The 12,157-nt window shown below is 67.9% G+C and carries 8 protein-coding genes; 3 read left to right on the top strand and 5 right to left on the bottom strand.

Annotated elements, in window-relative coordinates; translation table 11 throughout:
• Positions 1–91 precede the first annotated feature (91 nt).
• A complete protein-coding gene (locus BIV57_RS00670; protein ID WP_071654583.1) occupies positions 92–364 on the bottom strand; it encodes a GntR family transcriptional regulator in 273 nt (90 codons plus the stop codon).
• 553 nt (positions 365–917) lie between these two features.
• Between BIV57_RS00670 and BIV57_RS24420 the strand changes: the two genes are divergently transcribed.
• Together BIV57_RS24420 and BIV57_RS24415 are read left to right on the top strand one after the other, a co-directional pair.
• Complete coding sequence (locus tag BIV57_RS24420; protein ID WP_139275355.1) at positions 918–1,097, top strand: hypothetical protein; 180 nt, start codon at positions 918–920, stop codon at positions 1,095–1,097.
• A gap of 630 nt (positions 1,098–1,727) precedes the next feature.
• Positions 1,728–2,222, top strand: coding sequence for a hypothetical protein (locus BIV57_RS24415; RefSeq protein WP_139275353.1), 495 nt, complete (start codon positions 1,728–1,730; stop codon positions 2,220–2,222).
• Positions 2,223–3,194: 972 nt separating this feature from the next.
• Here BIV57_RS24415 and BIV57_RS00650 read toward each other — a convergent pair.
• Both BIV57_RS00650 and BIV57_RS00645 read right to left on the bottom strand, forming a co-directional pair.
• Positions 3,195–5,168 carry an ATP-binding protein gene (locus tag BIV57_RS00650; RefSeq protein ID WP_245797363.1) on the bottom strand — a complete coding sequence of 658 codons (1,974 nt, stop codon included), beginning with the start codon at positions 5,166–5,168 and terminating at the stop codon, positions 3,195–3,197.
• A gap of 232 nt (positions 5,169–5,400) precedes the next feature.
• Positions 5,401–5,826 carry a hypothetical protein gene (locus BIV57_RS00645; RefSeq protein ID WP_071654578.1) on the bottom strand — a complete coding sequence of 142 codons (426 nt, stop codon included), beginning with the start codon at positions 5,824–5,826 and terminating at the stop codon, positions 5,401–5,403.
• 150 nt (positions 5,827–5,976) lie between these two features.
• On the opposite strand from BIV57_RS00645, the gene BIV57_RS00640 reads away from it, so the two are divergent.
• Entirely contained in the window at positions 5,977–7,191 is a 1,215-nt protein-coding gene (locus BIV57_RS00640) for an RNA-guided endonuclease InsQ/TnpB family protein (RefSeq protein ID WP_071654714.1), read from the top strand.
• A 186-nt stretch (positions 7,192–7,377) separates the two neighbouring features.
• On the opposite strand, the gene BIV57_RS00635 is transcribed toward BIV57_RS00640, so the two are convergent.
• Both BIV57_RS00635 and BIV57_RS00630 read right to left on the bottom strand, forming a co-directional pair.
• Positions 7,378–9,396 (bottom strand): hypothetical protein, encoded by a 2,019-nt coding sequence (locus tag BIV57_RS00635; protein WP_071654577.1) that lies wholly within the window; start codon positions 9,394–9,396, stop codon positions 7,378–7,380.
• Positions 9,397–9,522: 126 nt separating this feature from the next.
• Positions 9,523–12,093, bottom strand: coding sequence for an NACHT domain-containing protein (locus BIV57_RS00630; protein ID WP_139275351.1), 2,571 nt, complete (start codon positions 12,091–12,093; stop codon positions 9,523–9,525).
• Positions 12,094–12,157: the final 64 nt, after the last annotated feature.

The raw sequence follows: 12,157 nt of genomic DNA, 5'->3' as shown, positions 1-12,157 counted from the left end.
TGATTGATCGGACGAGGGGGCACCATGGCCGCGTCCGGTTCTTCCCTGCACTGGCGAGACCGCCGTCCCCCTGTCGGAGGGCGGGTGCCAGCTACTTAGCGTCGGGCGGTTGAGGCGCGTTGACGAATGTGCCCTTCCCGTGGACGGTCGTGATCAGCCCACGCTCGCGGAGTACCACGGCCGCCCTGCGCACAGTCAGATAGGCCACGCCGTATTCCGCGGCGAGGTCTCGCTCGCTGGGCAGTCGCGAACCGGGGTGCAGTTCTCCGGCCGCGATACGCGCCGCGATGTGGTCGGCCAGAGCGACATACACCAGCTCGGGGCCCTGAGGGTCGAATGCCGGAACGCTTTGGCGATCATCCACAGAAGCACCGTAGAGCGGACCTGACCTGCGCGAATCTTGGGAAAGCTATACATAGCTCTACATGGCTCGTACTCTGTGGTCAGAAAAGCCCCGGCGACGGCGGACACCATCCCGGGGCGTGGCCGACTGCTGAAGGAGTCGACGTGAGCCAACCTACCCCGATGGAGCATCCAGTTCCCCAATCCGAGTGCTGCAGCTTCTGCCAGGCAAAGGCCTCGCCAGCGCGTCCCTACGGTGACGGGCTGATCTGCCAGGGCTGTGCACTGGTGGAGCATGCGTGCGGCCGTACGACCCCGTGGTGGGCCGGGCCGGCGTTCGCATTGCCGCCGCTTCCGATCGGCGCACTGGGAGGCGCGTGATGGCGGATCAGACGCCGGGCAGCTGCTCGTACTGCGCCGCCGCTGATGTCCTGGTGACAGCGGTCGGCGGGATCGAGAACCGGCCCGGGCCGGGCTGCGCCACTCACGCGTGCGCGGACTGTGTCGCCTCCGGTCGCGCAGATCGGGTGTGCGACGTGTGCCGCCGACCGGGACCGGTCGAGGCCGTGGCGAGCGTGGAGACCGATTCGGGCGGCGGCTACATCGTCATGGGCTGCAGCGAGTGCCGGAAGGCGCTGCTGCCGGACGAGGAGGGCCGGAGACTGTACTGGGCACCGCCCGGTCGGGCCCCGACGTATCTGACGGGCCGTGACGCCGACCATCGACGGCAGACGCGGGACGGGGGAGCGGAGTGATGGCGCCCCTGGTGCACCTGGGTGGTGCAGGTTCGGTCGGTGACCCGGAGTGCGGGGTGTGTGCGGAGCTGCACCGGTCGTTGGTCTCCAGCCTGGGAGTGCTGCGGTCGTGCCTGGATGACCCGGACCCGCTGGTGCGGATCGCGGCCGCCGCGCACACCGATGACCGGGCGATGCGGTTGGCGGCGCATGTGCGTGGCCATCTGCCCCGGTGGCGCCGCCCTCTGGCTCGGGCGGGCGCAGGGTCCTGGATCGTGCCGATGTTATGCATAGGCGTAGGTGCGCCGAGATCGACTGTATCGAGCAGGCATTCGCAGCTGGCGAGACGGTTAGAGGAGGGAGAAGTTTGGCGATGCTTGTGCGCGGACCTAATAACGTGGACCACAGGCTTATAATACCGGGATACGAATGGTGTACGCCAATGATGAAGGTCTGGAGGATTACTGACGAGGCTCGTTGAGATTCGGCGGATGATTGATCCGGCCTCGAATGGCTGTACGTTCGGGGCCGGCCATGGCACTTGATGCAGGAAGTATGCGCCTGTCGCACCGCTTGAGTGGTTGAATCGGCATTGGTTGTGCAGTATCATCACTGCAACGATATAATCCTCACGGCGCGTACGGAGGGGAAATGGCGGGTAGCATTCTCGGTGATGTCTCACGAATCCCCTGGGGATCGCTGTCTAGCGCGGACGGAAATTCGAGTGCAGTTCCTGGCTTGCTTGGAAAATTGGCCTGGTCCGACCTGGAGACAGCCAAGATCGCACTCGACGACCTGCAAATGCTGATTTACCGTGATTCCACGGGAGTGGACGAATCCACGTCGATCACCATTCCTTTTCTGTGGGATATCGCTGCGGCGCGTAGAGATTCCGTGAGTGCGGAAATTATTTCGATGTTTAGCGACATGCTCCAAAATGATTCTGCGCAGCGAGCCCAGAAAGCATCAAGGCGTCCGCATGGGTATGAGCATGCCGTTCGGTGGGAGCTGGCTTGCCATAGGAATATTATATCTGGGCTCTCGACAGCGGTCGAGTTGAAGAGGATTGGGAAGGGCGACCTTGTGCGGCAGGCGGACAGAATTGCCGAATTGATTCGGCTTCGGATTAGTAAAGATGGACCCTGACTCTGGCGTTTCGACTCACGTCCGTTGGAGTCGGCGGCCCGCCGGCAGGCCCTGGTCGAGCGGATGGCCCGCCGATCGAGGTGCAGCTGATCCCGCACCGCCAGGACGAGCTCGATCCGCAGATTGTGCTCGAAACTGAAGCTGCTGGTGGAGCGCGGGTGGCTGGAGTACTTGTGGGCGACAGCCCGGTGCCTTTACGCGGCCGACGATGCGGCCGCCGAGGACTGGGTCGCCGCCCTCGCGGCGCGCATCCTGGCTGGTGACTGCCTCGGGGCAGTCGCCGAGATCCGAACCGAGGCCGACGAACACGGTCTGACGGGCGATCAGGAGTCTGCGGCCGATCGGACCTGCCAGTGTCTGGGGAGCAAGGCTGACTACCTCCACTACGACAAGGCCCTGGTCGGCGGTTGGCCGATCGCCACTGGCGTGATCGAGGGAGCCTGCCGTCATTGGGTGGCCGACAGGTTGGTAAACACCGGTTCGAGGTGTTCCGGGAGCCGAGGCCGTGCTCATGCTCCGGGCGGTGGTCGCGAACGGTGACTTCGAGGCGTATTGGCAGCATCACCTTGTCGCCGAGTACCGGCGCGTCCACGGCGGAGGCGATCATCCCGACTGACGTCTCATCAGTCGGTGAAGGCTCTCCCCGGAGAAGAGCCACTCCCAGCTGCGCACACCACCGAACTGCACTGGTTTGTCAGCGGGGGACCGGCCCCTGCGCAGGAGGCTGCGGACCAGGCCTCCACTGCACCCCGGCAGCGCACCACCCGGTACCTGCTCCGCACCCGCCTGATCACTGTGCAGGCTCAGAAAGACCGATCGGATTCCGGCGAGACGGCGCAGGCCGGTGCCGGGCCGCAGCAGCAGATCCGCACCGTCCTGCACTACCTTCTCGGTCGTCGCGCCACGAGCGCGGCGCGGCCGGCGGCCGGGCGGGAGCAGGCGCGGTGACGGCGGCCGAACTTGGGGAAGAACCTAGTCCTCTGTGAGTGAGTCGGGCAAATAGTGCGCGTAGGTTTCCCGTAGATGCTGGACGACGCGTTCATCGGTTGCCTCGTAGTTCAGCTGCTTCTGGAAGAACAGAAGCTTCTGCTCTGCAGCGCCGAGCAGTTCACCCCAGCTCTTGACCCAGACCTCGTACTCAGGCTGGTCGTCGGCAAGGCCTTCCGGCCTGCCCATCTGCCGGATGTCTCGCCGGATCTCATCCGCCCACTCGTAGGTGACGAGGTAGAAGCGCCACTTGCAGTCCACACCCTTGTACTGTGGATCTTCGACGATGGCCCGCGCATAGTCCGTGATCTGCTTGAGCTCCTTGCGCCCTACCTTCACCGTCGGACGCTTCAACTCGACGATGATCCTCTCGGTTGAGGCATCGTCACGGCGGCTGCGAAAGAGCAGGATGTCCACCCGACCGTCGCGCCCGTTCGGTTTTGTCACCTTGTGGAGCTCGTGCTCCAGGACGGCGTCCGGTCCGAGCATGTCCTCCAGGTGGGCCTTGAGGACGTTGGTGAGTCCGACCTCGCAGCTCGCCATGCTCCAGTCCTCACCGAACAGCCACAGATTCTTCGCGATCATCGGATGGAGCTGGTCGACCTCGCGCAGCTCGCTGCGGAGCAGTTTGTCAGCGAAGATTTTACGAAGGCCGTTGATGAAGTCCAGGCGGTTGGTGACGGTGGTGGCGGCGCCAATCACGTGCGGCAGGCTGGTGCCGTCCAGCAGCGTCTTCAAGTGCCGTCGATCATCTTCGCCCAACGCAAGGACCTTCTCGAGGATGGCGTGCAGATCCCCCGGATTGCTCTCCAGCGCACTGCGAATCAGGTCGACCGACAGGCGTCGCGGAGTTCCCTTCTCGGGTAGCGCCGTACGAGCGACAGTTACCACTACGTCGAACGTCTGGCGCTCGACCGCTTGGGCACCGCTGACAGGAGTGTCGGGGTAGGGGTAGAGCCCTTCGTTCTTCAACTGGCGCACGACTTCGGCTGAGATCTGCCTGCTGCGCATCCCCAGGTGTGCGCGAATGGCTTTCTCTGCGGCCGCCAGCAGGGGCTCCTCTGTCATCGGGAGCATGTGCAGGTCGTCAGTCGACAGCGCGTTGAAGCGTGCGGATCGCAGGTACGGCGTGAAGCTGACAATGCTGTCGGACCACTCCTGGCCATAGGCGTAGAGGGCCAGACCGTCCGCGTTGCAGATGAGCATTGCTCGGTCGCTGAGCCTGCGGCTCCACTCCACGAACGTAACCACCGGCTGCGGCTGGTCGTCTGCGTAGCTGTCAGGTAGGTCGAGGGCGAGGTCAACGGGATCGCAAGCGAGGATCTCGTCGGGGTCCAGTGGCTTGCCGTCGAAGGTGACACGGACCTGAGGATAGGCGCGCAGATAGAACGCGAGTTTGGCAGTCAGGTTGGCTGACGCATCCTCGGCCTCCAGCCCACGCAGGTTCTTGTTCTCCGGGACAGCGATCCGGACGGTGGTGCCAGGCTGCTCGTCCTCGGGTGCGGCGCCCTCCACCCTCCAGACCGTAGGTTGATCCAAGCTGCCCAGGATCCGGACGCCCACCAGAGTTTCGCCCTCGGTGGCCGTGGAGTGCCAGGTGAACGTGTCGCCCAGAGCCAGTGCATAGAGGCGGCCCTCGCCGTTGTGGCCGTGGAGGATCCGCTCCTCGTCGTGGGTCTGGGTGCGGTCGGCCTTCCAGGTGGTGCCGTAGTCGTGGAATGCGGTGCGCGCATGTTTCACCGTCATGCCGTGCCCGTTGTCACGAACCACGATCTCAGTGACGGCCCCCATCTCGGAGCGGTTCAAGTGCACATCGACCCGGGTGGCGTTGGCATCCAGGCCGTTCCACACGAGCTCGGCGACGGCCGCCACCTGTGGCTTCTTCTGGAACTTGCGGATTTTACTCTCGCCGACTTCCAAACGGAACTCGGCCGCAGGCGAGCTCGTCTGATGCGGCACGCCAGCACTAACCACTCTCGTCCCGGTTTCCGCGGGAACCGGACCCCCACCACTGTGCTCCCCAGGCATGCTCGAAAGGTACCGCCTCCTCGTGCCCTTGGACACCACTTGCTGACTGCATGTCAGAGTAGCCAGTCCTGACAGCAGTCAAAGGCGTCCCGGGCTTCAGATGCGTCGCGATAAGACCTTGGAGCCTTACGGTGGAGGTCACCAGGCCCCGTCGTCGCGCAGGTCACGGGGAAGGTGATCTGCCGGGCGAGGTCCCTGTCATCGTCGACCAGCCCGACCCGGTAGCAGCCGCAGACACAGCGGCGCCATGCCTGGCCCGGTAAAGAGCGTCCCGCGCCGTCGTGATGCATCCACCCAGGTACCACCACACGATCGGTGAGGCGATGATCGCCAGGATCTGGGTTGCGAGCAGGATCCACCCCTGGTGGAGGTCGCCGTACACGGCGAGCGCCAGGGCCTCGGGGATCGGTCCGACCAGCAGCGTCCAGTACAAAACCGCGGTCCGGAGGGAAGGGAACGTGCCGGTCCCAGGTGCGCCGAGCGCCGCGAAGCCCACCGCGAGCACCCGGGCCGCCTCCCACACCAGCAGCAGGATCAGGCCCCACCAGGCGAGCGGTCCCAGCAGCGGCGGTACGGCGAGCAGGTTCATGACCTCCACCCTGGCGGGGCCGGCCCGCCGGCGCGTGAGCGCGCGTACTCAACTTCCGCCGGCGTGGCCGGCGAAGACGACGGTCCAGCGTGGTGATATACGCCAAACGTAGAATGGTCGTTGAAGCGGACCGGGAAGGGGGTGGGCCGGGTGATCCGTGCGTACAAGTTCCTCATCAGGCCCACCGTGGGCCAGGCCGCCGCACTGACGGCGATGCTCGTCGACCACTGCTCGCTGTACAACGGAGCCTTGCAGGAACGCCGCGACGCCTACCGGCACCCCTCGAAGACGAGCATCACCTACGGGCAGCAGTCCGCACAGCTCAAGGACATCCGGGCGTTCGACCCCGAGCGTCAGGGGCGGTGGTCCTTCAGCTCACAGCAGGCCACGCTACGCCGCCTCGACAAGGCGTTCGCCGCGTTCTTCCGCCGCGCCAAAACCGGTGAGAAGCCCGGCTATCCCAGGTACCGGGGCGTGACCTGGTTCGACACCGTGGAGTTCCCCAAGGACGGCGACGGCTGCCGCTGGGATTCCACCCCCAACGACCCCGTTACCCGTGTCCGCCTCCAAGGCGTGGGGCACATCAAGGTCAACCAGCACCGGCCCGTGGACGGCAAGGTCAAGACCGTGTCCGTCAAGCGCGAAGGGCGCCGCTGGTACGTGGTGCTGACCGCTGACCAGGTCCAGCCCGAGCCGCTGCCCGCAACGGGGTCCGTGGTCGGCATCGACCTGGGCATCGCCTCGTTCCTCACCACATCACACGGTGAGCATGTGGAGAATCCGCGTCACGCCCGGAAGGCTGCCGCGAAGCTTCAAGCCGCACAGCACAAGCTCGCCCGGTTTGCCCACGTCCGCCGCGACAAGCGCACCGCGAATCACCAGCGGGCTGTCCGAAAGGTTGCCAACCTGCACGGTAAGGTCCGCCGCCAGCGCTTGGACCACGCACACAAGACCGCGCTGGAACTGGTGCGGGAACACGACTTCATCGCGCACGAAGACCTGAAGATTTGCAACATGGTCACCACCGTCGCGCCGAAGCCCGACCCCGAACGGCCGGGCGGCTTCCTGCGCAACGGGGCCGCCGCGAAGACGGGCCTGAACCGCTCGATTTCGGATGCCGGATGGGGGGTGTTCCTGACGATCCTGCACGCCAAGGCTGAAAGCGCCGGACGAGACGTGATTGCCGTGGACCCCCGCAACACCTCCCGGACCTGCCCCGAATGCGGGCACGTCTCGGCGGAGAACCGGCCCACACAGGAGAAGTTCCACTGCGTGTCGTGCGGTCACCAGGCGCACGCCGACCACGTTGGGGCACTCAACGTTCTACGGGCCGGGCTGGTCCGTCGCGTCGCCAACCCGGCATAGCGAGAAGCTCCCTTATATTTGAGGGGGAGGAGTCACCGAAGCCCCGGAGGCGGCAGCGGGTCAACCTCCGGTGCGTGTGCGGCGGGTAGAGGCGGTTGGGGCCGTGGGGCTGCTGTCCGCTCGTGCTCAGCGTCGGTTTCCCGCGCGTCAGGTTGGCGTGCTCGCCCCGGGGCTGCGCTGCTGCGGCTACGGTTCGTCGAGGGTGACGGCCGGCTGGTCGTTGTTCCAGGTGACGGTGGCGGTGCGGTCCTCGGCCCAGGCCCGCCAGCCGTGCATGCCCGCATCGAAGTAGGCCACGACGTCGATGGTCTGGATCCGCACCGGCCGGCCCTGCTGGTCGCTGTCGTTTATGGCCAGGACGGGGCGGCCGTCCAGCAGGTGCCGGCCGGGCAGGCACACCGCGGTGCCCCAGTCGGCGCCGACGCTCATCTGGATGTGCGGGGGCGCGGCGTACTCGACCTTGTAGGAGAAGGTCGCGTGCGGGCCGCGGCGCTCCGGGTCGGCGTCGGCGCGGATGGCGACGACCGCGTCCGGGACCTCCGGGACGCGGGTGGCGTCATGCGCGCGGCGCTCGGCGTCGCGGTGTGCGGCGGAAAATGCAGGCGGCCGGAACACCTCCGGCCGGGCGTTGCCGTGCCAGGCGGTGAAGCCGTCGTGGACCAGCACGGCTACTGCTTGGCCGATCTGGGCGCGCACTGCGGCCAGTTGGCCCGGCGTCAGGCCGGGCACTGGGGATTGGCCGGGGGCGCGGTGCTGCAGGTGGTGGGTCAGGGTGTCGGCGTCCAGCAGGGACGTCCAGTCGCCGCTTTCGGGCGGGGCCAGCTCGTCCTCCAGCGCCAGCTCGAAGGAGAGGTCGCCGGCGGCCGCGGCGAACAGCGCGTGCATCCCGGCGCGGTGCCGCACCCCCACCGAGGCGGTGCCGGCGTCGGCCTGGGCGGCCGCGGACAGGTAGATGCGGGCCGGCTCGGTGACGGCTGCGCCGTGGGATCGCCAGAACGCCACCAAGTCCGGACCGACCGGGGCCCGGTTTTCCGGTTCGTCGGGGGCGGGCAGCGGCAGCAGCATCTCCTCGCCCAGCCAGGCCACCATGCTCAACCCCTCACCGCCGGTGCTGCGGTGGGGGAGGGCCGGCAGCGGTTCGGTGGAGCACAAGGGGTCGGCGCCCCAGATGTCCAGGACGTGCTCGAGGACCTCCGGCAGGTCGAAGTGCCGCAGCTGCTGCTCGGGGAGCGGCGCCGTGCGCGGGTGGGGGACCAGCAGGCGGCCGTCCATCAGGGCCCGGACATGCCCGCCGGCCGCGGCGAGGTCGGCGGCCGCGCGTTCGGCACGGAAGCGGGCGTGCGCCGGGGAGGCGGCGCCGCCGCTGTCGTAGGACTGCGGGCCGCGGCCGACGACCGGCCAGCCGAGCTGCCACCGCCACCCCGCCTCGGCATCGGGCCCGGGAAACAGCAGCGCGCCCCGCTCCTCGCCGGCGTCGCGTTCGTCGGGAGTAGCGGTGACCCCTACCGGGGCGAGCGCACCCGGAAGCCTCACGTCGGCCTCCAGCCCGCCGCGCTTGCCGACGGAACGCCAGGACAGAGCGGGCGGAACCGGGTACGCGCAGGTCTCGGCGAGTACGGCCGCAACGCGTTTCAGCTGCTCGGCCACCGCCCCGGCCACGGCGCCGCGTTGACGTGGCGACCAGGTGCCCGGGTTAGCCGCAGCCGCCGCACTCAGCTGATCCTCGATCACCGCGTCCTGCATCCGCTCGTCGCGGTGCCAGTCCTCGACGCTTCCGAAGACGACCGGGCCGGTCTCGCGCTGCGCGCGGCGCCTCAGGGCGCGCAGCCGATGCTCGGCCATACTCCGCGGCACCGCCAGGGCCGTCGCCGACTCCTTCAACTGATCGGACGTCAGGGCGGCGGCCAGCTGCTCGATCCGCTCCCCCAGCACCCGGCCCGCACCGACCGCCGCGCCGTTATCCGCCTCGTCGGCGTGAGGTTGGTCCCCGTGGTGACCGAGCCGCTCCTCGACCGTGCGGGGATCGGGATCGGCGGGCAGCTCCTCGAAGGCCTCCAGCAGGGCGCCGAGCAGCACCTTGGTGGCGCCTTCGGCGGCCCGAGGCGGCAGCCCGGCGTAGGGCGCCAGCGCCCGGACCAGGTCTGCTCCGTGCTTCTCGGCGTCGAGCACCTGGCGCCACCGTTCGATGCGTTCCGTGTGCCTCATCCGCCCCGCCCTCGCCCGGCCGCCCGGCAATCCGTCCGGGGCGGCGCCCGATCCCGACGGATCCAGCATTCCACCGCGATCTTCGAGGGAGGCGGGTATCGGTCGGCAAACCGCCGTCTCGCGCCATTAGTCCGCTTGGCCACCGGACCGTTTGGCCAGGGCCTCCGCAGTGGCGTTGCGTTGGGCCTGATCGGAGACAGCGTCACCGGTGACAGCGGCCCGTCGGCTTGCTCCCGCACCCCGGAAGCCATTCACCCGCCACAGGTACCTGGCGACGGTTTCGCGGTCGAATGCGTCCAGGCTGGGGTCCTCGGCGAGAGCGATCAACCGGTCGGCTCCCGGCTTCTGATACCCCTCCATCCCGGCCAGCAGTCTGGCGGCTTCCGCGCGCGCGAGGCCGCTGAGGGTGAGGTCATCGGCGAGAGCAATCAGCCGGTCGGCTCCCGCCGTCCGGTAGCCCTCCACCTCGGACAGTCGCTCGGCGGCATGCCTGCGGTCGTTCGAGACGAGGGTGGGGTCGTCAGCGAGGGCGGCCAGCCGGCTTGCTCCCGCAGTGCGGTAGCCCTCCACCCCGGAGAGCCGCTCGGCGGCGTACGTGCAGTCGTTCGCGTCCAAGGTGGGGTCGTCGGCGAGGGCGATCAGCCGGTCGGCTCCCGCCGTCCGGTAGCCCTCCAGCCGAGACAGCCGCTCGGCAGCGTACGCACAGTCGCTCGCATACAGCGCGGGGTCGTGGGCGAGGGCGATCAGACGGGCAGCGGCCAGCTCTCGGTGGCCATCCACCCACACCAGAGCCGCCGCAGCTCGAATGCGATCGACGCCAAGGAGGTCGGCGCTCTCACTGAACCGCAGGAGTTGCCGCGCTGTGGGTACGGTCGGCAACTGCGTCTGGAGGTTCACCTGGGCGACGAGGAAGCGGCAGTCATCGGTTCCCCCGATGCGGGTGGCAGCCTCAACCATTCGAGTGACTTCCAGCGGGGCATCGCCTGGAGCTGACAAGAGGGCATCGAGGAGGAAGCCCGCGTAGGACAACTCGGCCTCCGGGGCACTCAGAAGTCGGCCGCTACGGAGTGCGTCGCTGCGTGCCTGTTCGTCGCGGGTCGCATGCCGCGCCGCGTGGTACTCAAGGAAGGTCTGGTGGGGGAAGCCGAGGCCGTCCGGAAGGTGGACCAGGAGCCCGGTGTGCCCCAGCAGGCTCTCCACAAAGTCTTGCCAGACATGGGGTTGCACCTTCCCGGGGCGCTGAACGGCCTCGTGGTTGGCCAGCACTACGGCCGCCGGGTCTTTTGGACCCGTGTGCCAACGATGGGCCAGGTAGTCGATCAGCTGCGGCAGCCGCTCGTGGACCTGCCGTGCGGCGGCTTCGGCCGCTTGGCGTGCGGCGGGGCTTTGAAGACTCTGCACCAGGTGTGTGATGGCTGCTTCGTGGCTGTCGGCCACCTGCTTGTGCGCGTTGCTCTCGTACAGTAGTTCGGTGAATGTCTCGTAGACGGCGTGGCGGCCGGCGGGCAGCGGCCGGTCTGGGTGGGCCAGGTAGAGCTGGCAGAGAATGAAGGCCATCAGCGGTGATTCGGCAAGTTCATGTAGGAACGCCTCGCGCAGCGCGGCGGCGAACCGGCGGGAGCGGTGTGTCGCCTCCGGCTCGGGCCATCGGTATGCGAAGTACTTTGCGATGTAGGCATCCAGGTCGCCCGGGGTGAAAGGCTGCAGCTGATAGCGCGGAACGCCGGAACCCACGGGTATGAGCTCATACTCCGTCAGCGGCCTGGTGGCCACCACGCACCGATACAGCGACGGGTCCTGTGTGGCCGCGTTGCGCAGCTTCTCCAGCACTTCCCGGCGCCGTTCCGCGCCGGGGAGCTCATCCAAACCGTCGACCAGTACCTGCCAAAAGGCCCCAGGGCAGGGGCGCTTGAGGAAGCGGGTCGCAGGAAGCCCCGGAGACGGTCCGAACCGGGACAGGCTCCGGGTAGCGCCGGCCAGGGCGTCGGCCACCGTCACATCATCGCCAGCCAGGCCGCGGGCGCTGACCCAGACCGGAACGGTTCGATCGAGGCGCCGAGCGGGCACTTTGCCATCATTCCAGGCGTTCGCGGCGGCCCGCAGCCGGGCGCGCAACAGCGTCGACTTACCACCTCCCGGTCCGGCGATCAACAGGCACAGGCGATCGTTCCGGCCAAACAGTGCCTCGGCGGGCTCTGCTGGGACCTCATCGCGATCGGCCGCCTGGTTCTGCTGGTGGACATAGACGTCGGCCAGCGGGGGTGGCCCGGCCCGCCCGGCAAGTCCCGAGTAAGGGTGCTGCTCAGCGGATTTGCGGGCGGCGTCGAGATAGCCGCGCACCTCATCATCCAGACCTGCTTCGGGCAGCCGCGCATCCTGGTGCAGCCGCTTCCAGTGACGCCGCTGCCGGGCGTCGGGCGGAGTCCCGGTCGCCTCCAGCATCACGGCGATCACGGCCCACAGGTCCTCGAAGTCCGACGGCACACTGGGCTCGGCGCTGCTCCGCTTCTTGGGCAACCAGCCGTTGACGGTCTGGAGGGACAGGTCACTGCCGCCGCCGCTGCGCGGCCAGGGCTGGTGCACGGGGCGGCCCGCAGCCGCGCGTCGGCGCCGGTTGGCTTCCTCGACGGCGGCGTTCTGCTTGCCGTTGCGCCTCTGGAATTCCTCGTTCAGCAACCCCAGCTGCTGCGTCAGCACCTGACGTCCCGTCGCCTCCCCCGCAGAGCACATCCCGACCGACTTCCCCTCGAGGGCGACCCGA

The sequence above is a fragment of the Mangrovactinospora gilvigrisea genome, from assembly GCF_001879105.1.
In the GTDB taxonomy this organism is placed as follows: Bacteria; Actinomycetota; Actinomycetes; order Streptomycetales; family Streptomycetaceae; genus Mangrovactinospora; species Mangrovactinospora gilvigrisea.
This window is presented reverse-complemented; position numbering and strand designations above follow the sequence as displayed.

Coding starts and splice junctions, on each gene's coding strand:
- BIV57_RS24415 (WP_139275353.1), top strand. CDS start 1,728: ATGGCGGGTAGCATTCTCGGTGATGTCTCACGAATCCCCTGGGGATCG.
- BIV57_RS00645 (WP_071654578.1), bottom strand. CDS start 5,826: ATGAACCTGCTCGCCGTACCGCCGCTGCTGGGACCGCTCGCCTGGTGG.
- BIV57_RS00635 (WP_071654577.1), bottom strand. CDS start 9,396: ATGAGGCACACGGAACGCATCGAACGGTGGCGCCAGGTGCTCGACGCC.